Origin of the sequence: Streptomyces sp. NBC_01363, assembly GCF_026340595.1 — a bacterium.
Taxonomy (GTDB): Bacteria; Actinomycetota; Actinomycetes; order Streptomycetales; family Streptomycetaceae; genus Streptomyces.
In genome coordinates this window covers 2506863-2528529 of the sequence record NZ_JAPEPF010000002.1, presented here as the reverse complement: position 1 = coordinate 2528529, position 21667 = coordinate 2506863, and the positions used below count along the sequence as shown (strand labels likewise).

At 68.6% G+C, this 21667-nt stretch carries 22 protein-coding genes and 1 pseudogene; 10 read left to right on the top strand and 13 right to left on the bottom strand.

Going from position 1 to position 21667, the window contains the following annotated elements; translation table 11 throughout:
- Positions 1 to 160: 160 nt before the first annotated feature.
- From OG611_RS38795 to OG611_RS38780, 4 genes are all read right to left on the bottom strand, one after another.
- On the bottom strand, positions 161 to 502 hold the full coding sequence (locus OG611_RS38795; protein ID WP_266431116.1) for a DUF5713 family protein: 342 nt from the start codon (positions 500 to 502) through the stop codon (positions 161 to 163).
- Between the two features lie 198 nt (positions 503 to 700).
- A complete protein-coding gene (locus tag OG611_RS38790) occupies positions 701 to 2128 on the bottom strand; it encodes an amidase (protein WP_266431115.1) in 1428 nt (475 codons plus the stop codon).
- Positions 2125 to 3540: an MFS transporter gene (locus OG611_RS38785; protein WP_266431114.1), complete on the bottom strand. Its 1416-nt coding sequence runs from the start codon at positions 3538 to 3540 to the stop codon at positions 2125 to 2127. The genes OG611_RS38790 and OG611_RS38785 overlap by 4 nt, the downstream gene beginning before the upstream one ends.
- A 52-nt stretch (positions 3541 to 3592) precedes the next feature.
- On the bottom strand, positions 3593 to 4795 hold the full coding sequence (locus OG611_RS38780; RefSeq protein ID WP_266431113.1) for a CaiB/BaiF CoA-transferase family protein: 1203 nt from the start codon (positions 4793 to 4795) through the stop codon (positions 3593 to 3595).
- Positions 4796 to 4927: 132 nt separating this feature from the next.
- On the opposite strand from OG611_RS38780, the gene OG611_RS38775 reads away from it, so the two are divergent.
- Positions 4928 to 5548 carry a helix-turn-helix domain-containing protein gene (locus OG611_RS38775; RefSeq protein WP_266431112.1) on the top strand — a complete coding sequence of 207 codons (621 nt, stop codon included), beginning with the start codon at positions 4928 to 4930 and terminating at the stop codon, positions 5546 to 5548.
- 493 nt (positions 5549 to 6041) lie between these two features.
- Here the strand turns inward: OG611_RS38775 and OG611_RS38770 are convergent, their stop codons facing one another.
- The 4 genes from OG611_RS38770 to OG611_RS38755 form a co-directional block, all read right to left on the bottom strand.
- The gene (locus OG611_RS38770; RefSeq protein WP_266431110.1) at positions 6042 to 6575 is read right to left on the bottom strand and encodes a hypothetical protein; all 534 of its coding nucleotides are present in this window, start codon (positions 6573 to 6575) and stop codon (positions 6042 to 6044) included.
- A gap of 312 nt (positions 6576 to 6887) precedes the next feature.
- On the bottom strand, positions 6888 to 7553 hold the full coding sequence (locus OG611_RS38765; RefSeq protein WP_266431462.1) for a class I SAM-dependent methyltransferase: 666 nt from the start codon (positions 7551 to 7553) through the stop codon (positions 6888 to 6890).
- 129 nt (positions 7554 to 7682) lie between these two features.
- Positions 7683 to 8033 carry a hypothetical protein gene (locus tag OG611_RS38760; RefSeq protein WP_266431108.1) on the bottom strand — a complete coding sequence of 117 codons (351 nt, stop codon included), beginning with the start codon at positions 8031 to 8033 and terminating at the stop codon, positions 7683 to 7685.
- A 77-nt stretch (positions 8034 to 8110) separates the two neighbouring features.
- The gene (locus OG611_RS38755) at positions 8111 to 8827 is read right to left on the bottom strand and encodes a TetR/AcrR family transcriptional regulator (protein WP_266431106.1); all 717 of its coding nucleotides are present in this window, start codon (positions 8825 to 8827) and stop codon (positions 8111 to 8113) included.
- A 95-nt stretch (positions 8828 to 8922) separates the two neighbouring features.
- Here OG611_RS38755 and OG611_RS38750 point away from each other — a divergent pair, with 95 nt between their 5' ends.
- Together OG611_RS38750 and OG611_RS38745 are read left to right on the top strand one after the other, a co-directional pair.
- A complete protein-coding gene (locus OG611_RS38750; protein ID WP_266431105.1) occupies positions 8923 to 9834 on the top strand; it encodes an enoyl-CoA hydratase/isomerase family protein in 912 nt (303 codons plus the stop codon).
- A complete protein-coding gene (locus tag OG611_RS38745) occupies positions 9831 to 10172 on the top strand; it encodes a VOC family protein (RefSeq protein WP_266431103.1) in 342 nt (113 codons plus the stop codon). The genes OG611_RS38750 and OG611_RS38745 overlap by 4 nt, the downstream gene beginning before the upstream one ends.
- An 88-nt stretch (positions 10173 to 10260) precedes the next feature.
- Here the strand turns inward: OG611_RS38745 and OG611_RS38740 are convergent, their stop codons facing one another.
- Both OG611_RS38740 and OG611_RS38735 read right to left on the bottom strand, forming a co-directional pair.
- Complete coding sequence (locus OG611_RS38740) at positions 10261 to 11193, bottom strand: aminoglycoside phosphotransferase family protein (RefSeq protein WP_266431101.1); 933 nt, start codon at positions 11191 to 11193, stop codon at positions 10261 to 10263.
- 85 nt (positions 11194 to 11278) lie between these two features.
- Positions 11279 to 11857, bottom strand: coding sequence for a GrpB family protein (locus OG611_RS38735; RefSeq protein WP_266431099.1), 579 nt, complete (start codon positions 11855 to 11857; stop codon positions 11279 to 11281).
- Between the two features lie 117 nt (positions 11858 to 11974).
- On the opposite strand from OG611_RS38735, the gene OG611_RS38730 reads away from it, so the two are divergent.
- Entirely contained in the window at positions 11975 to 12463 is a 489-nt protein-coding gene (locus OG611_RS38730; RefSeq protein WP_266431097.1) for an N-acetyltransferase, read from the top strand.
- A 62-nt stretch (positions 12464 to 12525) separates the two neighbouring features.
- Here the strand turns inward: OG611_RS38730 and OG611_RS38725 are convergent, their stop codons facing one another.
- Positions 12526 to 13170 carry a TetR/AcrR family transcriptional regulator gene (locus OG611_RS38725; protein ID WP_266431095.1) on the bottom strand — a complete coding sequence of 215 codons (645 nt, stop codon included), beginning with the start codon at positions 13168 to 13170 and terminating at the stop codon, positions 12526 to 12528.
- 239 nt (positions 13171 to 13409) lie between these two features.
- Between OG611_RS38725 and OG611_RS38720 the strand changes: the two genes are divergently transcribed.
- From OG611_RS38720 to OG611_RS38705, 4 genes are read left to right on the top strand one after another with little or no spacing between them, the layout of a single operon-like run.
- Positions 13410 to 13967 (top strand): (2Fe-2S)-binding protein, encoded by a 558-nt coding sequence (locus OG611_RS38720; RefSeq protein ID WP_266431460.1) that lies wholly within the window; start codon positions 13410 to 13412, stop codon positions 13965 to 13967.
- On the top strand, positions 13964 to 14956 hold the full coding sequence (locus OG611_RS38715; RefSeq protein ID WP_266431093.1) for a xanthine dehydrogenase family protein subunit M: 993 nt from the start codon (positions 13964 to 13966) through the stop codon (positions 14954 to 14956). Before OG611_RS38720 ends, OG611_RS38715 begins: the two co-directional genes overlap by 4 nt.
- Positions 14953 to 17115 carry a xanthine dehydrogenase family protein molybdopterin-binding subunit gene (locus OG611_RS38710; protein ID WP_266431091.1) on the top strand — a complete coding sequence of 721 codons (2163 nt, stop codon included), beginning with the start codon at positions 14953 to 14955 and terminating at the stop codon, positions 17113 to 17115. Before OG611_RS38715 ends, OG611_RS38710 begins: the two co-directional genes overlap by 4 nt.
- Entirely contained in the window at positions 17108 to 18256 is a 1149-nt protein-coding gene (locus OG611_RS38705; RefSeq protein WP_266431090.1) for an XdhC/CoxI family protein, read from the top strand. Before OG611_RS38710 ends, OG611_RS38705 begins: the two co-directional genes overlap by 8 nt.
- A 55-nt stretch (positions 18257 to 18311) precedes the next feature.
- Here OG611_RS38705 and OG611_RS38700 read toward each other — a convergent pair whose 3' ends face one another.
- Positions 18312 to 18941, bottom strand: a complete 630-nt coding sequence (locus tag OG611_RS38700; RefSeq protein WP_266431089.1) for a MarC family protein — start codon at positions 18939 to 18941, stop codon at positions 18312 to 18314.
- A gap of 342 nt (positions 18942 to 19283) precedes the next feature.
- Between OG611_RS38700 and OG611_RS38695 the strand changes: the two are divergent.
- Together OG611_RS38695 and OG611_RS38685 are read left to right on the top strand one after the other, a co-directional pair.
- Positions 19284 to 19722: pseudogene (locus OG611_RS38695) on the top strand (GNAT family N-acetyltransferase).
- 13 nt (positions 19723 to 19735) lie between these two features.
- Positions 19736 to 20854, top strand: coding sequence for a class I SAM-dependent methyltransferase (locus OG611_RS38685; protein WP_323180328.1), 1119 nt, complete (start codon positions 19736 to 19738; stop codon positions 20852 to 20854).
- Positions 20855 to 21042: 188 nt separating this feature from the next.
- Here OG611_RS38685 and OG611_RS38680 read toward each other — a convergent pair whose 3' ends face one another.
- On the bottom strand, positions 21043 to 21498 hold the full coding sequence (locus tag OG611_RS38680; RefSeq protein ID WP_266431085.1) for a hypothetical protein: 456 nt from the start codon (positions 21496 to 21498) through the stop codon (positions 21043 to 21045).
- Positions 21499 to 21667: the final 169 nt, after the last annotated feature.

Sequence of the window (21667 nt, the reverse complement as noted above, 5' to 3'; positions counted from 1 at the left end):
CGGAACTCAGCGATCGTCGGTTGTCAGTCGCAGGAGTGGCTTCGCAGTCGGACCGCCGCACAATTGCCCTGGCCGGGTCCGCAATCGAAGGAGACCCGGCCCGGGGTAGCGGCCCGCCGTGGATCGACAAGGTCGACCGCCTCGGCCATCCAGTCGTCGCTCACCAATCCCTGGCGGCGATCAGCTCCTCCGTATCGGCGCCCGAGAATCCGTAGACCGACGCCACGAACCAGAAGTCCTCGGCTATCTCCTCCCGTGCAACCGTCTCGATCTCGCTCCCTGCCGCCTCGAACTCGGCCTCCAGCAGGTTGAACTCCTCCGTCGCCGCCTCCGTGAGCACGTACAGGGCCGACAGATCCGCAGGCCGCACTGCCTCAATCCGCTCGCACAGCCTCAGCAGGATCGCCCTGCCCTTGTCGACGACGTGATCCGGAAAGTATTCGTCCGCGTAGAGCTGTTGCAGAAAGGCGTACTCAGTCACCTGCTGGTTCGTGATCGGCATGGCGCCTCCATCTCCCTCGAAGAACCGACGTGCCGATCATGCACCACGCCACTGACAACCCCGGCTCAGGACTCGGGACCGGCAGGGCCGGGCGGAACTGTTCCAGCAGAGCGACAGCTGTGTGCCGATCCGGCTCGGAAGGCCGCCTGTCGGCGGAATGCATCTCCTCGTCCTCGGCCCAGTCGGCGGCCCGTCGCATCAGGCGAGGGCGGCGAAGGCAGGGGGATGCAGAGTGCCCTCGGCGGTCTCCACCACCTGTGCGGCGCCGAGCAGCAGGTCCTCGCGGTGGTGTCGGGCGACGAGTTGTACCGCGCAGGGCAGGCCGTCCGGACCCAGTCCGGCGGGGACACTGATTGCGGGGTGCCCGGTGTCGTTGAAGACGGAGGTGTAGGAGATCGGCAGCGTCCGCTCACGCACGGCTGTTGCCACGTCCGGCCCCTCCGCGAGCCACGCCGTTGTGGGCACGGTGGGCATGAGCAGCAGGTCGAACCGGCCGAAGAGTTCGGCCGTCCAGCGGTCGAGCAGGGAACGGTGCGCCCAGTAGGCGGCGAATTCGGCCGGTGCGATGTTGCGGCCGCCGTCAAGGAGGTCGGCGAACCATGGTTCGAAATCGGCGCGTCGGGTGGTGAAGTCGTCGAGGACACCGAGGAGCCGGTTGTGGGCCAGGACTTTCTGGCGCAGTTGGAACGGCGCGGGAAAGTCCGCAGCTCCGGGCAGCGCCGCGTCGTCGTCCCGTACATCGTGGCCCTGGGCGCGCAGGATGTCCGCTGTCCGTTCGAGGGCACGCAGCATCTCTGGCCGGGGTGCGGCCACGCCGAGTGTGTGCAGGACTGCCACGCGCAGGGCGGGCAACGGTGTGCCGAGGCCGTCCAGGTACGAGCTTGCCGGTGCGGGCAGCGAGTACGGGTCGGCCGGGTGGTGTCCTGCGGCCACGTCGAGGTGCAGCGCGGTGTCCGACACGGTGCGGGCCATGCCGCTGAGGCATGCGTGCTGCGGCCAGCACGGCATGCGGGAGGGGCCCTGGGGGATGCGGCCGCGGCTCGGTTTGAGGCCGACCACACCGCACAGTGCCGCAGGGATACGGGTGGAGCCGCCGCCGTCGCCGGCGGTGGCGAGGGCCACGAGCCCGGCGGCCACGGCTGCCGCGGCGCCGCCGCTGGACCCGCCCGGTGTCCGTTCCGGATTCCATGGGTTTCGGGTGATGCCGTGGGCGTCGTTGGCGGTGTGCACTGCGGCGCCGAGCGGCGGCAGGTTCGTCTTGCCGATGACCAGTGCGCCGGCCGCACGCAGCCGAGCCACGTGCAGGCTGTCGCCGGTTGCGGGCGGGCTGTTGTGGTAGGCGCTGGTGCCCCTGCTGGTGGGGAAGCCTTCCGCGTCCTCCAAGTCCTTGACGAGGATGGGCAGCCCTGCCAGCGGGCCGGGGTCCTCGCCTCGGGAGATCCGTGAGGTGAGGGCGGCGGATTCGGCGAGTGCCCGCTCGGGGTCCATGGCGACGACGGAGTTGAGTGTGGCGTCTGCCGTCCGGATCCGGTCGAGGGTGTGGCGCATGAGCTCCTCGGGCGACAGCTTTCGGCGGCGTATGAGATCGGTGAGTTCGGTCGCGGAGGCGAAGGACAGATCGGTCATGACAGGACGGGTTCCTCTGCAGTGCGGGAGTCGTTGGGAGTGGTTGCGGCTTCCAGGCTCAGGCCAGTGGTGCCGGGGCCGAATGCGATGGCCACGCATCCGCCGACGAGGCTGAGGACGGCGAGAAAGGTGAACACGGCGGTGTACCCGAGCCCGCTGAACACCGCGGCGACCAGCATGGGGGCGGCGAAGTTGAAGATGCGTGACAGGGCGTTGGCGGTGCCGGACCCGAGCGCACGGATACGAGTGGGGAACACTTCGGCCGAGTACACCTGGAGGAAAGGCACGGCCATTTGGAAGAGCAGGCTGACCACGCATCCCAGGACGAGGACGGCTGCGGGGGCCCTGACGAGCCCGAAGAGCAGCAGCGTGGCAGCGGTCAGAATACCGAGGACCAGTTGGGTGCGGCGGCGGTCCCACCGGTCGATGAGCGGGACGGCGACGAGTGCACCCAGCGGTGCGGCGGTGGCCAGGGCCGCCGACAACAGCAGTGTGTCGTCGAGATCGAGGCCGGTCTCCGAAAGGAGTGTGGGCGTCCAGGTGTTGTAGGTGGAGTAGGCGAGCAGTCCGGATACCCACATCGTCGCCACGACCAGGAACCGGCGGCGATCAGGGCCCACCAGCAGCTCGGCCATACGGGGGCGGGCCGGTGCGGATGCGGGCGGTGCGGGGACCGGCGGTGCGGGACCAGTCGGCTCGGCAGCGGGCACGGTGCGCGGATCCGTCCCGCACTGCCGCTCGATGGACCTCACGATCTCGTCGGCCTGGGCGAATTCGCCGCGGGAAGCGAGCCAGCGGGGGCTCTCGGGGACCCAGCGGCGGATCATCCAGGCGAAGACGACACCGAACAGGCCCAGACCGAAGACCAGTCGCCACCCCCAAGTCCACTGTGGTACGAGGAAGTAGCCGGCCCAGGCGGCGATCGGGATGCCGAGCGAGCCGACCGCGACCTTGTAGGTCTGCAGCCGTCCCCGGGCGGTGGCCGGGACGAATTCGGTGAGCACGACGATGGCCACGACCGCCATGCCCTGCGCGCCGAAGTGTGCGGCACAGCGGACCACGATCAGCTGCCACGGGCTCTGCACGAGGACGCACAGCGCGGTAGCCGCGCAGTAGACGGTGACAAAGGCGAGCATGGTGCGCCGGCGACCCACCCGGTCGGCGAGGTAGCCGCCGAGGATGCCTCCGGCGAAGGCGCCGAGCTGGCTCACGCCGGCTATGAGGGCGACGGCCGAAAGCGACAGGCCCCATTGCTCTTTCAGGGCGGGTGCGACGAACGCGAAGGCGTAGGTCTCCACCCATTCGAAGAGGATCATTCCGGCCAGGGCGATGACCAGTCTGCGGTGGAACGAGCTGAGCGGGAGCCGATCGAGCCGGTCCCCGAGTGCGGCGGCTTCGGACATGGCAGTCATGGGACGCATGACCTCCGGGAGAGTGGCGGAGCAGCGGGTGCGGGACGGAGGGTCAGATGACGCCGTCGGAGCTGAGGGCGGCGAGTTCGTCCGGGCTCAGGCCGAGCACTCCCTGGTACACCTCGGCGTTGTGCGCGCCGAGAGCGGGGCCGGTGGAGCGGATGCTGCCCGGGGTCTTCGACAGCCGGGGCAGGGGCGCGACCATGGGGAGTTCGCCGAAGTCCGGGTCTTCGACGGTGACGAGCGTGCCCCGCTCCCGGTAGTGCGGATCGGCGGCGATGTCGGCGATGCTCATCAGCGGCGAGGCAGGAACGTCCGCCTCGCTGAGCAGCTTGGTCAGATCGTCCGCGGTGCGGGTGGCGGCCCAGTCGGCAATCATCGTGTACAAGGCATCGGCGTTCTCGGCCCGGACCGCGCGGGTGGCGTACTCGGGGGCGTCGGCCAGCTCCGGTGTTCCCATGAGGGTGGCCAGGCGGTGGAAGAGTGCGTCGGTGCCCGCGTGAATCGAGACCCGGCGTCCGTCGGACGTGGTGAAGTCGCTGGCGGGAACGATCTGCGGGTTGCGGTTGCCCATACGCTCCCGAATCCGGCCGGTCGTCGCGTACGAGGTGAGCGCGTCCTCCGAGGCACGGAAACCCGCCTCGTACAGCGCGAGGTCGATGACCTGACCGCCGCCACCCGCCACGTCACGGTGGTACAGCGCCGTGACCACGGAGAAGGCGCCGAGATAGGCGGCCATGTAGTCGATCGTGGAATAGCCGCTGCGTACCGGGGACCGGTCGGCGTCACCGGTCACGTATGTCAGGCCGGCGAAGGCACTCGCGATCCGGTCGAAGGAGCCCCGGTCGCGGTAGGGGCCGGTCAGACCGTATCCCGTGACGTACACCAGCACTGTGTCGGGGGCGAGAGCGCGCAGCGCGTCCGGATCCAGTCCCCATGAACGCAGGGTAGGAGGGCGGTAGTTGGTGATCACGACGTCGAAGTGCGGGACCAGCCTGCGGACGAGGTCCTGTCCCCGTCCGGTGCGCAGGTCCAGGGTCACCGACTTCTTGTTGCGCGCCTCCTGGGCCCAGTACGGGGATCGCGCTCCGGCCTTCGCCCCGCGGGTGAAGTCGCCGCGCCCGGGTTCTTCGACCTTGACCACCTCGGCGCCGAAGTCGCCCAGGAAAGTGGCCGTGACCGGCGCGGCGAGGACGGTGGACAGGTCGAGGACGCGTATGCCCGCCAGAGGAAGAGCCTGAGGGAGTGTCGCCATGGATGCCCCTTCACATCTAATTCACGTTCCGTTATTAACGAAACGTTGCTAGCGGGACCATAAGCTGGTCACTGGAGCGTGGCAAGGGGCTGCGACGAGAAAAGCCATCCAGGGACGGACGAGGAGCAGGGCATGAGCGAGACCGGCAGGACGCGGCGGCGACGGCGCACCCGCGAGGAGACCGAGGCGGACCTGCTGGCGGCCGCGCGCCGACTCCTCCAGCGCGACGGCGTGCTCGCCGGGGTCAACCTTCGGGAGATCGCCACCGAGGCCGGGGTCAACCACGGGCAGATCTATCAGTACTTCGGCACCCGGCAGGCCCTTCTACGCGCCGCCGCCGCCGACCTGGTACAACGTCAGGCCGCCGACCAGGACGGTCATTGGGAGCTGCCGTTCTCCGAGCGCCGACAGGCCATGTTCCGTCATCGCTTGGGGGAACCCGAACTGGTAAAGCTCGAAGCGCTGTTGGCGCTCGACGGCGATGGCGACTTCTCCCCGCTGCCACGGTTCACGCAGACCCGCCAGAGTCTGGAACGGGACAGGGACGAGGGCTCACTGCCCGAGGACGCCGACGCAGTGGCCGACCATGTGATGACGGCCGCCGCACAGATGGGTTACATCATCTTCCGCGAGGCGTACGCCCGCGACACCGGAATCTCCCTGGAAGAACTCGACGAGCGAGCAGCCCGCGCGTTTGCGCGCATGGTGGCCGGGCTCACCACCCCGTCGCCGAAGCAGGGGCCGCCGGAATGACACCTCCGTGCCGTGCACAGGGCCCTGCGTTGCCCGCGTCGTCACGACCACGGGCCCCGGCAGCCCCTCCCCTTCCAGCACCCTGGTGACCGGCATGCCCAGCCGGTTGCAGCACGTTTGGATGACCGGCACACCTTCCCTGATTGCGGGCCCCGCCGACCGACACACAGCTGGTCGTACGGCGGGGCGGCACGAGATCCGTGCACCGCCGGCGCGTGATGCGCATGCCGACCTCGGCCGGCGGGAGCCGTACACTGGTGATCGCCCAGCCCGCGCAGGCGACAAGGACACCCGCAGGGAATGGGGATGGGGATGGCGGTGACGGCCACCACTCGACCCTCCAGGGCTGGTCAGCCCTTCACCCGCTGGCCGCTCGGGCTGCGGAGCAGGACGTGACGGCTGACTCTGGGTCGCGAGCGACGTGGCGCGAGGACGACGCCCCTCGGGCGAGACCGTACGGCTCAGCCATCCCGGGCCCGCTGCGGCGCCAGCCCTAACGCTGTTCGGTGACGTGCTCGCTCAAAAAGACACCTGCGTGGGCGGCAGCCTCTTCCTTCGTTGCGTAGTACGAGGTGCTGTCGGCCTCATCGCATGTTCCATCAGCCCCCCTTCCGGCCCATCGCCAGCCACCCGATGACGGATCCCGGAACAATTCGGCACTGCCGCCGCACAGTTCGATCCGACTCGGCTCCGCTTCCGCAGGAGCTGACCTGTCGAGGGCGTCGGGCCATTTCTTGCGAGCACCCTGTCGAGTGATACCCCAGGCAGCACCCAACTGCTCATAGCTCGCGCCATAGGACCCGGCGGTCCCTGCTGCGATTGCCGTCAACCGCTTGACCTCCGCGTCCACCACCTTCCAGGTGCTGAGGATCGACAGAGTCACGTCGATGGGTTCGGCATCCCACATGCGTTCTTCAGGAAGTCCGGTAATTCGGGCACGCATGGCCGAGGCGAGTGGGTTGAGGGCATCGAGCAGAGCCTTGTCGAGAACTGTCTGTTCCGCAGTAGTGATCTCAGGCAGCGTCATGCGACAACCATAGTTACCATGCGCGCGATGTGCAACCAAAGTTACCGACGTAACGGAAGATCCGCTTCGCCGCCAGATTCCGGGCCCCTCACCGTGCCCACAACACCGGCAGTGCCCCACGGGTCCGCGATGGTCTCCGTGGAGCGGATGGTTCCCTGCGTTCGCCGGAGCACCATCGCCTTGAGGCTTGAGCACTGCCCCCTCCTCCGCGCTGGGCAGCCGGACCCTCCGTTTCCCTCCGAACAAGGGCGCGGAACAGCGGGTCCTTCAACGACGGTCAGGATCACCAGCGGGGCCGCGCCCGCCGCGACGTCAGGACCGGAGTGGCTCCGGCTTGTGGGCCAAGAGGCTGGCGATCGCTCTCTTCCCCTCTTCGGCGGGCTCCTGCACCAGCCGCGTGGTCACCACGAGCCCGGCCCGGTCCAGCAGTTCGGCGATCCGGTCGGCCGGCAGCAGGTAGGAGTCGAAGAACGCGGGATGGTCGCCGTAGGCATTCTTCACATGCCGATGCTCGCCGTTTCCCACCCGCCCGACGACCATCAGATGCCCACCGGGCGCCAAGGTGCGCTGAAATTCGGCGAACACGACCGGGAGCAGCTCCGGTGGCGTGTGGTGAATGGAGTAATAGGCCAGGATGCCGCCGAGCTCGTTGTCATCGATGTCCAGCGCAGTCATCGAGCCCACCGTGAACCGCAGGTCCGGATGTGCTTCGCGTGCCAGGCCGATCATCTTCGGCGACACGTCGATCCCGAATGCCGACACCCCTATTTCGGCGAGATACGCCGTCACTTTGCCGGGGCCGCAGCCCAGGTCCGCGACGTCACCTCGGTCGGCGGTCCACACGAGTTCGACGAACGCGGACAGCATCGCACGCGATATCGGATCAAGATCATCGGGGGCAGGCACGTACTCCGCGTAGTCGGCGGCGACGGTGTCGTACGACTCCCGAACCGCAGCAAGGTAGGAGGGTTCAGTCACGCAGCCAATCTCAACCAGAGCACTGACAGTGCCTGAGAGGCGACTGCCCGGACTCCCGGGCGTTGAGCAGCAGGATTCGAGCTCGGATCTCAACTGCTGTGTCTGGTCGGCCGGCTGTGCGGAGACGTTTCACAGGGCGGTCCAGACGTGCCCCGGGTAGTAGTTGGACTCCCCTCGGAAGAACCAGTCGGCAAGGTCACCGATGCGTTCGAGGCACTCCTCGTCATAAGTGTCCGGTTCCGGTCGCGGAAAGGCGGGGTGCGCTGTCCACGACGGAACGGCCGTTGCCACCTCGTAGAACCCTTCGGCCCGCCAACGATCGATCTTCTCGCTCGTCTCGAATTGTGCGCATGCTGCTCGCATGGCCCGTTCCGGACGAGCGAAGGCAGCCCGGTCCCACTGTCGGCCACGCAGTTGGAGGAGGAAGCTGCCCTCCTCGGCGTTGAACTCTCGCCGCAGCGTTTCGATCGTCTCGTCCACGAGATCAGATCATGACGTTCGAAACCCATCCTCGGGGACAACGATGCCTCCGACTGTGAACGCAGCGAGGCCGATCGTCACGGAGAGCCAGGGCCCCGACCGCCTTCCTGTCCCTGCCCGTCACCCGGGCTGGCGCTTGCTCTCCGGGTTTTCGATGGACTATCCAGCCTGTCCTGGGTGTGGGCATCGCGTGCGGCCATGTAGGCGCGGGGCCGCACGCCGGTGATCACGACATCGAGCAGGTGATCGGCTTGCCTCTCCCGGTCCCGCACCCGCTCGGTGGCAACCGCGATCCCGTTGGCAAGGTTGAGGAGATCCGAGATGGTGATGTCGTGCCGGGCCTCACCCGCCTGCTGCGCACGGTGCAGGAGCTCGCCTCCCGCCGCGCGCACTTCGTCGTGCCGCGCCTCCACGTGCTGTCCGGGCTCGGCGAGATCCTCGCACAGCAGCGCGGCAAGGCCACGAAACGTGCTGTTGTGCTCCACGACTGCCCGTACCCACGCTTCGAGGGCCTGGCCGGGTTCACACTCGGTCGAGAGCCGACGCGCTCGTGCGCACAGGGCCCGGACCCGCTCGTCCATCACCGCAACGGCCAGTGCGCGTCGCCCCTGGAAGTGGCGGTGCAGCGTCGCCGAACCCACCCCGGCGTGCTGGGCAATCCGCTCCAGGGAGACCGACACGCCCTCCTCGGCGAACAGTTGGCCGGCGGCGGCCACGATCCGCTCGCGGCTGATCCGGGCATCAGCACGTACGGGTCGGCCGTCGCCCGCGCGTTCCTCGTTCGCCGACTGCATTGTCTCCCGCCTTTCTCATCAAGTGGGGTCCGACCCCACTTAGTGGGGCAGAGTGTCGGATCCAGGATCCTGCCGACCGAAAGGTTCGATGCCCCGTGCCCGATGCGCTGGATGATCGCGACAGGCTTCTCGGCGGCTTCGTGGAACGCCCGCCCCTGAAGCGGTACGCAGCCGCGTACGCCGAACACTTCGCCATCCACCGGAACTCGGGAGTCGTCGAGATCCGCATGCACTCCAAGGGTGGACCGGCGGTCTTCTCGCGCGGGCTGCTCAACGCCTGGGGACGAGTGCTCGCGGAAGCCGGCGCGGACCCCGACAACGAGGTCCTGATCATCACGGGGACCGGCCCACAGTGGATGGCCGGGATCGATCCGCGGTCGTTCGCGGAACCGTTGTCGCAGTGGCCCGGCGACCTGCTGTACGAGCAGTATTCCGACGGCGCACGACTCCTTGAGAGTCTGGTCCTCGGTATCGACGTCCCGACCATCGGAGTGCTGAACGGACCCGGTCCACGCCAGGAGTTGGCCCTGATCTGCGATATCACTCTGGGTGCCGACGACGTGGTGATCGCCGACGGCAATTTCGCCGCCGGGTCGGTGCCCGGCGACGGCATGTACCTCGCCCTGGAGGAACTCCTCGGCACCAAACGGGCCGCCCGTCTCGCCTACACCGGTGAGGGAATCGATGCCGCGACCGCACTGCGGTGGGGGGTGGTCAACGAGGTGCTGCCGAGCGACCAACTGACGCACCGGGCCCACCGACTCGCAGAGACAATCATGGCCACTCCCCCGCACCTCCCGCCGGCTCACCCACGCGGTCGTCAGCCGCCCATGGCGACGCCGGATCACCGAGGAACTGCGCAGCGGATATGCACGGCAACACCTCGCGAGCAGTGGCACGTAGAACCTGTCCGGTGGACGCGGGTCGGACAGGCCCTGGCGCTGCCGCGAACACCTAGACACAAACAGAGAACCAAGCCCTACGAGGAGCCGAGGCACCGACGATGAAGATCGACTCAGTGATTGCAAGGCAACGTGTCGACGACCTGGACGCGGCCATCACCTCCTACGAGAGAGTGACCGGCGAGACAGCCGCCCAATTCGCTTTCGCCGGTGTGAGTCTGGCGAGCATCGGTCCCTTCCTCCTGTTCAGCGGGCCGGACGAAGCGGTGCAGCGGGTGGCCGGTGTCGGGGCCACTCTCGCGGTCGCCGACCTGGACGCGGCGGTCGAGGAAGCGGTGGCGGCAGGGGCCACCGTGGTGATGCCCGCTCAACCCACCCCCAACGGTCACCGTGCGGTACTGCGTCACCCCCACGGAGGCGTGTACGAGTACGTCGGCCCCTGAGTGGCCCGCCGCGTCCGAGACCGTTGCGCGGTGCCGCTGCGCGTACGCATCGCCGTTCCCGGCCGAATCAACTCCTACTTCCGGCGCGCTAGGTACCCTCGACGAGCAACTCCGCGAGGGAGTCCACAAGTTGTGTGAACCAAACCAATTGTGGACCTCCGCGTGCCTTGCGAAAACCGTGACGGCGACCCCAGAAAGCGCTTTGGACCGCATGGAACTGAGCCCAACGCCGGGCGCGTTCGGGATCGACTTCGGCCACCTCGGCGAAGACATGCATGGTCCGGAACAGCGCCCTTCTCAGGTCGCCCGCTTCGAGGAGCGCCGGCGACCGCGCCTTGAGCAGAGTGCCGCCGTCGTATGCGGGATCTCCTGCGTACCCCTTGGGGTCGACGGCCAGCCACGGCTCACGGTCGGCACGCAGGATGTTGCGAGCATGCAGGTCGCCGTGGATGAGGGTGTCCGGCTGGTCGCGGCCCAATTCCTGGGCCGTCGCCACCGCGGCGTCGACCACGCGTCGGGGCAACGCGTGTGTCAGCTCTGCGGCGTCTTGCCGGAGTTGGGCTGCCCAGGCATCGGCCTGGTCCTGGAGCCGGGGCAGTTCTGGCGGCGCTGGGATGGCCAGCCGATGACTGATCCGCCCTGCGATCCTCATCACCTCATCGCTGTTCTCGACCTCCGCCAGGGTCGACGACCGGACTCGCTCCAGGAGCATCGCGAAGTGCTCGTCGTAGCGCTCGTGCAGCAGCACCGCTCCTCGTCCGCCCCAGGCCGCAAACGCGTCCGGTTCATGCACGTTGCCGGGATGGGGAAAGGACACCTTCACCACGGCCGCCCCCTCGGCCGGCCGCCGCACCGGAACGATGACCCCGACTCCCCCATGCATGACCTCCCCGTCCTGCACGCAGTCCCAGCGCCCCAGCAGCTCCTCCACGATCCCGGGCAGCTCGGCGAGCCAAGCCGCACCGGGCTCGCCCTCGCGCTCCAGCGTGCTCCGCACGAACGCCTCTGGCATTTCCATCATCCCCGCACCCTACGCACCGGCCCACTGTGAAGGCGGGCCGGGAGGCACCTCCCATGTCCCGGCACAAGGCGACGGTGCGATTGGCTCAGCTCGCGGGAGACTTGCGCAATGCGGTACGCCCCGGCGGTGGCTGCCACCCTGTTGCCGCCGCCCAGCGTTCGGCCGCAATCATCAGAATCCCGGTGGCCGGGGCCTTGATCTGCCCGTAGTCCAGCAGGTCCGGCACACTGCGGGCCAGACGTCGTTTGAACGCCCCCCACTCCCGACGGGCGGCCTCATCGGCGCGCAGATAGTCACGGAACAGGAGAGCGAAACGGCAGTTCGGTGCACCGTCCTCACGCAGGTGGACGTTGCACCTTCGCGCACCCACCGGCGGGGCGAACACCAACTTGCGGCACTCCTGCCCGCCCGAAGTCTCCGCCCGGTTCCACGGCTCGGGACGACAACGGAAACCGATCGCGGCAAGGAGCCCGATCTGCCGGGCTTCGTGAATCGAGTCGACGCGTACCTGAATGTCCACACAGTCCTTGGCCGCCAGGCCCGGCACCGCCGTGAACCCGACGTGGTCGATCGCACGTGCATCGTTCCCCAGAGTCTTGTGCAGTTCCCCGGCCAGCCGCTCGAAGTCCACCGGCCACTGCGACTGGTACTCCAGCACGGCCACTTCGGCCGCCTCATCGGCAAAAGGCATGCCCCCAGCATGAACTCTCACGCGTGTTCCGGACGCTGAACGACCCGAATCGAGGTGCGCGATCAGCAATGCAACTGACATGCTCCGCCCGTGAACGACGTCGTGGCTTTCCAGATCTCCAAGATCACCGGCTCGGCCGAGCTGGCAGGCATCACCGCCGGGCTGATCGGCGCGCTCCCGTCATGGTTCGGTATCCCGGAGGTCAACGCGGAGTACGTGGAGTCGGCCAACCGCCTCTCCGGACTCATCGCCCGCACGGACACGGAGTCGATAGGCGTCCTGTTGTACCAGCGGCACTTTACCGAAGCAGCCGAGATCCACCTGATGGCGGTTGCCCCGTCATGGCATCGGCGAGGTGTCGGTAGAGCACTCGTCGATGAACTCGTTTCGGAACTTGCCGTGGACGGCTGCCGGTTGCTCCAGGTGAAGACGTTGGGAGCCGCGCACCCCGATCGCGGCTACGCCCGGACCAGAGCCTTCTACCGGTCTGTCGAGTTCCTTCCGCTGGAGGAGACGAATGACCTGTGGCCCGGAACCCCCTGCCTGATCATGGTGAAGCGGCTGGCGCGTCCGACCTGAGCCCACCTTCGCACCATCCGGCCCGCAGCCCAACTTCCGCCCGCCGCCGATCAGTCCGCTCTTCACACCCTCCGTCCGGAACCACCGGACCTGGCCTCATCCACCGCGGTCTCGTCCCGCACGCATCCTCCCGCCCCAGGAGCCCCCACCCGCAGGCCGTCCATCACGAGGTCCAGAAGTCGCTTCGCCCGCGGCTGCCAGTCGCTGTGCGGGTCGATCTGCCAGAGCCCGGCGATGAACAGCACGAAGTCGTCGGGGGTCACCCCCGGACGGATGGTGCCGGCCTGTTCGTTCGCGGTCAGCAGCAGTGTGACCGCCCGAGTCACCGGGCCGTGGCCCAACTGGGCCAAACTGCCGTACTTGCCGGTGGACTTGCGCAACGCGTCCGCCAGGCCGGCCTTGGCCATGGCGTACTGGGCGAGACGGTCCATCCACTCCCTCAGCGCCCGGTCGGGTGCGCGGCTCCGGAGCAGTTGGTCCGCGGTGTCGGCCACCTGCTGCATCTCGTAGCGGTAGACCTCCAGGACCAGGGCCTCACGGTTGGGAAAGTTGCGGTAGAACGTCCCCTGCCCGACACCCGCCTTCTTCGCGATCGTGCTCAATGGCGCGTCCGCCGCCCGGGTCAGCTCGGCCAGCGCGACTTCCAGGATGCGTTCACGATTACGTTGCGCGTCCGGGCGCAGAGGCGTGCTCTTCTCGTCCCGCACTCGTCCTCCTCCCGGAAGCACGGCCGAGTCCGTCCTTGCTGAGCGGACAGCTGTCCGCTAGGTTCGACGATAAGCGGACAGCTGTCCGCTTGGATTCACCATAGCGGCAGATCCGGCCGGTGTGGCCGACCTGCGCCCACCGTCAATGGTTCCTTCACCGTCATCGCCCTCTCCCTCCCGGAATGCCCACCGGGATCGTCTCGTTCGACGCGCATCTGCAATGCGAAAGAAGGCTGATCATGACCCCATCGACGTCCAGCGCCATCACCCTGAACATCAATGGCGAGAAGTACACACTGCCCGTCGACCATCGCACCACCCTGCTCGACGCCTTGCGCGAGCGTCTCGACCTGACCGGTTCCAAGAAGGGCTGCGACCAGGGTCAATGCGGCGCCTGCACGGTGATGATCGATGGGCGCCGGGCTGTTTCCTGCCTCCAGCTCGCGGTCGCGGCCGAGGGTCGGGTGATCACCACCATCGAAGGCGTGGCCGATGGCGAGCAGCTCCATCCCGTGCAGCAGGCCTTTCTCGACCTGGACGGCTTTCAGTGCGGATACTGCACACCCGGGCAGATCTGCTCGGCCATCGCGGTGATCGAGGAACACGCGGCGGGCTGGCCGAGCGCGGTGACCCATGACGTCCGGCCCGAGGCGGGGGTGCCCGCGCTCAGCGCCGAGGAGATCCGCGAACGCATGAGCGGCAATCTGTGCCGTTGTGGCGCGTACGTGTCGATCGTGCAGGCAGTCGCGCAAGCAGCGGAATCGGCCGGATCCCGGGACAAGGAGGCAGTGGCGTGAGGGAATTCGGCTACGAACGCGCCTTCGATGTTTCCGGAGCGGTCGCTCTGCTCGGTTCCGACCCCGACGCCCGCTTCCTCGGCGGCGGCACCAACCTCGTCGACCTGATGAAGGCCGGCGTGGAGAGGCCCGCACTGCTCGTCGACGTACGCGAACTACCGCTCGACGGAGTAGAGTTCATCACGGGTAGCGGGCTGCGCATCGGAGCGACCGTCACCAACAGCGATCTCGCGGCTCACCCCGAAGTCCGGCGTCACTATCCGGCTTTGGCCCAGGCCGTCCTGGCCGGCGCATCGGGGCAGCTGCGCAACATGGCCACGGTCGGTGGGAATCTACTCCAGCGCACCCGTTGCGGCTACTTCACCGACATCAGCAAACCGTGCAACAAGCGCTCCCCCGGCAGTGGTTGTCCCGCTGTCGACGGCGAGCACCACAACCACGCGATCCTCGGCGCCTCCGAGCACTGCATCGCCACCCATGCCTCGGACATGGCGGTCGCGCTCGCCGCCTTCGACGCCGTCATCTCGTACGAAACGGCCGACGGTCCGGGCGAGTTGCCGATCACCGAGTTCTACCCGCCCGTGGGCGGCACGCCACACATCGAGACCGCTCTGCCGCCCGGCGCGCTGATCACCGGCGTCACACTGCCGCCCGCCCCGGTCGCCGCCCACTCGCGATACCGGAAGGTACGTGAGCGCGCCTCGTACGCGTTCGCGATCGGCTCGATCGCCGCCGCGCTCGACGTCCAGGACGGCGTCGTGCGCGAAGTGCATCTGGCGTTCGGGGCTGTCGCGTCGAGGCCGTGGCGGGCTCGGACGGCCGAGCGGGAACTGGTCGGCGGACCGGCGAGCGCGGAGGCGTTCGCCGCCGCGGCTGATGCCGAACTGGCCGCCGCCAAGGCCCTTCCCGAGAACGGCTACAAGGTGACGCTGATGCGCAACCTCGTCGTGGCCGTGCTGACCGAGCTCACCGAGGAGGTCTCCCGATGACCACGACGACCGGGGTCGCCACCGTGACAGGAGCCGTCGGCTCCGCCCACACCCGCGTGGAGGGCCGCGACAAGGTCACCGGGGCGGCCCGCTACGCCGGAGAGGTTCCCTTCACCGAACTGGCCCACGGTTGGCTGGTGTTGTCGACTATTGCCCGTGGCCGGATCCGTTCCGTGGAGGACGGCCCCGTCCTGGCCATGCCCGGCGTCCTGACCGTGCTGCACCACGGAAACGCGCCACGCGTCGACACCGATTACATGGGCATGCTGGGGCGACCGAACCCGGTCCTCGGGATCTTCCAGCACGACCGCGTTCCCTTCGTCGGCTGGCCCGTGGCGTTGGTGGTGGCCGATACGTCCGAGCAGGCCAGGGAGGCCGCCGAGGCGCTGGTGGTCCGGTACGACGAGGAGCCGCACGACGTCGCCTTCCACGCCGGACGTTCGGACGCGTACACGCCGGAGAACACCCCGATGGTCCAGGCCGAGACGGAGAAGGGGGACGTGGAGGCGCAACTCGGCGCTTCCGCCGTCGTCGTGGACGCGGAGTACACCACTCCGGAGGAGCACCACAACCCGATGGAGCCGCATGCGGCGACGGCCCGCTGGGACGGCGGCCGACTCGACGTCATCGACTCCAACCAGGGAAGCACCTGGGTGGCGAGCGAACTGGCGCAGCTCTTCTCCCTCGATCCGGCCTCCGTGCGGGTCCGGTCCGAACACGTCGGGGGCGCCTTCGGATCGAAGGGGCTGAGCCCGCATCAGGTGGCGGCCGTGATGGCCACGACCGTCCTTCACCGTCCGGTCCGTGTCGTGCTGACCCGCCGCCAGATGTTCTCGCTCATCGGCTACCGCAGCCCCACGGCGCAGCGGATCAGGCTCGGTGCCGATGCCGATGGCCGGCTGCGTGCCTTCGACCACCAGGCCCAGAACCTCACGTCGACCGTGCATGAATTCGTCGAGACGAGCGCCGTGCTGGGGCGCGTGATGTACGACGCCGAGGCGCATCACACCCTTCACCGGCTCGTCCGGCTCGACGTGCCGACCCCGACGTGGATGCGCGCGCCGGGCGAGGCACCGGGATCCTTCGCCCTCGAATCCGCCCTCGACGAGCTGGCCGAGAAGTGCGGCATCGACCCGATCGCGCTGCGCGCACGCAACGAACCCGAGACCGGTCCCGTGTCCGGGCTGCCGTTCAGCAGCCGCAATGTGCTCGCCTGCTTCGAGGAGGGCGCCCGCAGATTCGGCTGGGCGGACCGGGACCCCCGTCCCGGCGTGCGCCGTGAGGGGCGATGGCTGCTCGGTACCGGAACGGCGGCGGCCACCTACCCGTCGGGGGTCGGGCCGTCCACCGCGGCCGTGACCGCGGAGGCGGACGGAAGCTTCACCGTACGGATCAACGCGGCGGACATCGGTACCGGGGCGCGGACCGCGATGACCCTGGTCGCCGCGGACGCGCTGCAGGTGGCCCCGGACCGCGTCCGGGTGCGCATCGCGGACAGCGACCTCGGCCCGGCGATGATCGCCGGAGGCTCGATGGGAACGCGCTCCTGGGCGTGGGCGGTGACGATCGCGGCGGACGAACTGCGGGAGCGTCTGGCCCTGGGTGGCGGCATTCCGCCGGAGGGAATCACCGCCCGGTCGGACACGGCCGAGGCCATCGGCGCTCTCGCGCAGCAGGAACGTCACTCCTTCGGAGCGCAGTTCGCCGAGGTCGCAGTGGATGTGGACACCGGTGAGGTGCGCGTACGACGGCTGCTCGGCATCTATGCCGCGGGCACCATCGTCAATCCACTCACCGCCCGCAGCCAGCTCATCGGCGGAATGACCTGGGGGCTGTCCATGGCGCTCCACGAGGAGGCGATCAGGGACCAGGCCTCGGGCGGCCACGTCGGCGCCGACCTCGCCGGCTATCACTTCGCCGCGCACGCCGACGTGCCGCTCATCGAAGCCGACTGGGTGGACGACCCCGTCCCGGGCGATCCGGTCGGGATCAAGGGCATCGGCGAGATCGGCATCGTGGGCGTGGCCGCCGCGATCACCAACGCGGTGTGGCACGCGACCGGCGTACGCCACCGGGACCTGCCGATCCGTCCGGACCGCGTCCTGCGCGCGGCGGACGAGGCCCGGCGCCGGGCGGCGGGAGGAGCCCGGAGTGCTTGACATCGCCGAGGAGCTGAGCCGGTGGTTCGAGGAGGGCCGGGACTTCGCCGTCGCCACCGTCGTTGCCGTCAGCGGCAGCGCGCCGCGCGGTCCCGGCGCCGCCCTGGCCGTCGCCGCTGACGGCACCGCCATCGGTTCCGTCTCCGGCGGTTGTGTGGAAGGCGCGGTGTACGACCTGTGTGTCCAGGCGCTCGGGGACGGGCGGACGGTGCGCGAACGGTTCGGATACGACGACGAGGACGCCTTCGCGGTGGGGCTCACCTGCGGCGGCGTCGTCGAGGTCCTGGTCACGCCGGTGCGTGCGGACGCACCGGTGTTCCGGGCCGGGGTGTCGGCCGCGGTCCGCGGGGAACCGGCGGCCCTCGCCCGGGTGGCCCGGGGCCCGGTGGGCCTGCTCGGCCGGGTACTGCTCGTCCACCCCGACGGATCGTACGAGGGCCGCCTGGATGGAGATCCGGAACTGGACCGGACCGCGGCGGCGGAGGCCCGCGCGATGCTGGACACCGGCCGCACCGGCACCGTCGAGATCGCGGAGGACGGATCGCGCTGTCCGGGCGGTGTGACGCTGTTCGTGGAGTCGAGGGTGCCGCCGCCCCGGATGATCGTCTTCGGCGCAGTGGACTTCGCGACGGCACTCGTACGGACGGGCAAGTTCCTCGGCTACCACGTGACCGTGTGCGACGCCCGGCCGGTCTTCGCCACTCACGAACGCTTCCCCGAGGCCGACGACCTCGTGGTCGACTGGCCGCACCGCTATCTCCGGCGCACCGCGACCGACGAACGCACCGTCCTGTGCGTGCTCACCCATGACGCCAAGTTCGACGTTCCCCTCCTGGAGACGGCCCTGCGGCTGCCGGTCGCGTTCGTCGGCGCGATGGGCTCGCGCCGCACCCACGAGGACCGCAATCGCCGTCTTCGCGAAGTCGGCGTCACCGGACCCGAGTTGGCCCGCCTGCACTCTCCGATCGGCCTCGACCTCGGCGCCCGTACGCCCGAGGAGACCGCCCTGTCCATCGCGGCGGAGATCGTCGCGGCGCGCCGGGGCGGCACGGGTGTTCCACTGACCGGCTCGGGCACACCCATCCACCATGACGTGGACGGGAGGGAGACGGGCGAGGCCCGTTCCCGAACGGCAGCGTGACCTGACGGACGCCGGGCGGCCGATGGCTGGGCGAACGCGAGGCCGAGAGAGACTCTCAGAGGTCGCGTCCGCCCAGCCCGACGCCGAGTTCCACCAGGCCGTCGAGGACCAGGTCGATACTGACTGCGGCAAGCAGCAGTCCCAGAAGCCGGCCGAGCAGTTCGAACGTCGCATGGTGTGTGGCGCGGAGCACGCGTTCCAGGAGCAGGATGCAGACGAGGTCGAGCAGAATCACGGCCACGTACGCGCCGGCAACCGTGGAGCGCCAGGTCCAGGACGAACGCGCGGTGGCCTCGATGAGCAGTGCTGTCATGGCCAGCGGACTGACGACGAACGGCACGAGGAGTTCGCGCAGTCCGCTGGTCACGTCAGCGGATTCCTCATCCGGTGCGTCCGCTCCGGTCCGAACCCCCAGGACGAGACCGACGGCGTAGAGGAAGAAGATGATGCCGCCGGCAAGCAGGAGAGCGGGGGTGCTGATGTGGAACAGGTCCAGGAGCACCGGGGCGGTCAGGCTGGCTACCAGGCCGATGAAGATCGCCGCGCCGCAGGACAGCAGGGCGATGGTACGAAGTTGGCGCGTCGGATGCAGCTTCGCCAGGTGAGCGAAGGAGAGCAGAACCTTGGGCGGCCCGACGACCGAGACGAAGGTGATCAGAGCGGCGGAGAAAGTGAGCGCGTTCACCCGCGAAATCTAGGCCGCCGGGACCGACTCCACGCAGTAGGCGAGGCTGGTGTCCCCCGCATCCGGCGAACAAGATCACGGCGCCGGGGCTCACGCTGCGCGATGCCCGGTCCGGTAGACAGGTCTTCGACGCGCCCCTCATTGCGGCGGCGCGTCTCCGAGTCGTGCCTTCTTCTGACGACATTCGATTCGGCTGGCATGGATCTCCCGAACACCCGTCAGTCGAAGGGGGTCAGCTCGAACCATGGGGCATCTGACACAGGCTTCTCCGCATGGCACGATGACTTGCGGTCGACGCAAACACGGTTGACGCTCCGGGGTGTGCTCGGATTTCCTTCTGCGATGCCTGACATTCGCATCGAACGGCCGGACAGAGAAACCGCATTCAAGGACTGGCAGTACGTCCACAATGCGATCATCCCTACGCACGTCCTGTCGCTGGACGGCGTACGGGAACGCGCACAGCGGCACCACCTGGAAGTCGCCTATCTCGGTGACGTTCTCGTGGGTAGCAGCACTCTACGGCCGCCGACGGGTGATACGTCGGCCCACGGTGATCACCCGTGTGCTGGCCGATCACCGTGGGCAGGGATTCGGTGAGGAGCTCTATGCGCGCGGGCTGAGAAGGGCACGGGAGCTTGGTGCCCGGGTGGTCGAGACCGTTGTCCTGGCCTCCAACGAGGACGGTCTGCGGTTCGCGCGGAAACGCGGTTTCATCGAGACCGAGCGCTACCTGCTGCCGGGAGAAACCATCCCCTGGATCGACTTGCGGCTCTCATGACCCGCCTCGCCTTTTGATCTCATGGGCCAAAAACGCCTGTCCGTCGACGGTGGGCTTCCCTCCTCGCGAGGTGCGGGTGAACAGCCTCATCCCGAGGACCTTCTCCGGCATGGCGATGCGTTTGGGCTGCCTGCTGGGTGATCGGCCGTTCCACGGCGGCGAGCATGCTGCCGGCACGACGATCGGTTGCGTTTCGGGGCTGATCGCCTGTTTGCTCCGGTCGTCTGCTACTCGCCCCGATGCCGGTGGTCAGCGTGTGGTTGCGCTCACCGGATACGTGATTCCTCCGGTCCGGCAGGCGCTCTCGCCCCGCTGTACCGGCACTTCGACGATGTCACCCACAACGGCGTCACCGTCAGCGGATACTGCCGCCATGTACTCGGAGGATGACAACGCCGCACTGTACGACCTGCTCAACCCCTGGGATCCCGACCGCTGGCCCGGCGACGCCTTCTACGAGGAGTTGGTCATGGTTGCCGACTCCGTCCTGGACGTCGGTTGCGGCACCGGTTCGATGCTGCACTGGTCACGCGCGCACGGCCAAACCGGGCGTCTGGTCGGCATCGATCCGGACCCGGCCGCCCTCGCCCGTGCCCGGCGTCGCGCCGATGTCGAGTGGGTCGAGGGCACCGCGGCGGACGCGCGGTGGCAGGGTGAATTCGACCTTGCCGTCATGACCGCCCACGCCTTCCAGTTCCTGGTCACAGACGACGACATCCGTGCGTCACTCATGGCAGTACGTGCCGCGTTGCGCATGGGCGGCCGGTTCGCCTTCGAGACGCGTCACCCGCAGGCGCGCGCGTGGGAGGCCTGGAATCCGTCCAACGCGTCCGACATCACCGACTCAGCCGGCGGCGCCCTGCGCGTCTGGCACGAGGTCGAGACCGTCGCCGACGATGTCGTCACCTTCACCGGAACGACGGCCGAGCCCGACGGCACTGTGCTGCGCATCGATCGCGCGAGCCTGCGCTTCCTGGATGTGGTGACGCTCGATCGGTTCCTCGCCGAGGCGGGGTTCGAGATCGAGGCCCGGTACGGCGACTGGCACCGCGGACCCGTCACTCCGACGAGCCCGGAGATCGTCACTGTCGCTCGCCGCAGACAGGAAGGCCGGGTGAGGCATGTGCTCTGAGGGCCGGCTCCGGGCCGAATTCGCCGAAACCCACAGGAGCCACGGCCGTCCCGGACCGTGGCCGGAGGAGGTGTCCGTGCCCGCTCGCGGTCGCGCAGACGGCCCGTGCCACCCGCCGACGGGCGGGCACACGGGCCGACCGCGCCGTCATCCCGGCCCGGCGTTTCGCTCAGCGTTCAGAGGCCGGCTCAGAACACGAACGGTCCCGGCGACTGAGCGGAGGTCGCGGTGCAGGTCGCGGTGATGCCGAACACCACGACCTTGAGGGACTTGGCCTCCAGGCTGTCCCCCGAGGCGACGGTTCCCTTGAGCGGCCCCGTCGACACAGGGCTTCCGGCGGGGATGGCGGGGTTGGAGTTCCCGGTGAACGTCACCGTCGACGCGCCCTTGGTGAGCGTGAGCGTGGAACTGACCGAGTTCGCCCCGATGCTGATCGGTGCCGTGATGGCGGACGTCGAGACATTGATGGTCGCGCTCGTGCCGTCCTGCGTGGCGGTGAGGGTCGCGCTGCCCGAGCCGTAGGATCCGCAGTCGAAGGAAATGGTGGCGGTGGTGGGGGCGACCGCCTCGGCCGTGGGTGCCAGCGCGAGCGTGCCCGCGGCGAGGGCGGAACAGATGGCGAGTCGCCGTATGCCATACCTCATGGTGGTTGCCCTTCATGTGGGGGGACTGCCGACGCGCTGAATCGACGTGCCGCGCCGGAACACAGCACTCCCTGACGAGCCGTCAGAGGAGCTGCCTGCCCCATTGAGGCACGACCCCCTTGAAGCAACAAGGCACATCACCATGATTCTTGACATGCTACGGCCAATT

What these genes read in the sequence shown, in the direction of transcription:
- OG611_RS38740 (WP_266431101.1), bottom strand. Translation starts at nt 11,193, where the DNA reads ATGATGGAAATGCCAGAGGCGTTCGTGCGGAGCACGCTGGAGCGCGAG.
- OG611_RS38775 (WP_266431112.1), top strand. Translation starts at nt 4,928, where the DNA reads ATGAGCGAGACCGGCAGGACGCGGCGGCGACGGCGCACCCGCGAGGAG.
- OG611_RS38755 (WP_266431106.1), bottom strand. Translation starts at nt 8,827, where the DNA reads ATGCAGTCGGCGAACGAGGAACGCGCGGGCGACGGCCGACCCGTACGT.
- OG611_RS38795 (WP_266431116.1), bottom strand. Translation starts at nt 502, where the DNA reads ATGCCGATCACGAACCAGCAGGTGACTGAGTACGCCTTTCTGCAACAG.
- OG611_RS38770 (WP_266431110.1), bottom strand. Translation starts at nt 6,575, where the DNA reads ATGACGCTGCCTGAGATCACTACTGCGGAACAGACAGTTCTCGACAAG.
- OG611_RS38790 (WP_266431115.1), bottom strand. Translation starts at nt 2,128, where the DNA reads ATGACCGATCTGTCCTTCGCCTCCGCGACCGAACTCACCGATCTCATA.
- OG611_RS38720 (WP_266431460.1), top strand. Translation starts at nt 13,410, where the DNA reads ATGACCCCATCGACGTCCAGCGCCATCACCCTGAACATCAATGGCGAG.
- OG611_RS38680 (WP_266431085.1), bottom strand. Translation starts at nt 21,498, where the DNA reads ATGAGGTATGGCATACGGCGACTCGCCATCTGTTCCGCCCTCGCCGCG.
- OG611_RS38780 (WP_266431113.1), bottom strand. Translation starts at nt 4,795, where the DNA reads ATGGCGACACTCCCTCAGGCTCTTCCTCTGGCGGGCATACGCGTCCTC.
- OG611_RS38710 (WP_266431091.1), top strand. Translation starts at nt 14,953, where the DNA reads ATGACCACGACGACCGGGGTCGCCACCGTGACAGGAGCCGTCGGCTCC.
- OG611_RS38745 (WP_266431103.1), top strand. Translation starts at nt 9,831, where the DNA reads ATGAAGATCGACTCAGTGATTGCAAGGCAACGTGTCGACGACCTGGAC.
- OG611_RS38785 (WP_266431114.1), bottom strand. Translation starts at nt 3,540, where the DNA reads ATGACTGCCATGTCCGAAGCCGCCGCACTCGGGGACCGGCTCGATCGG.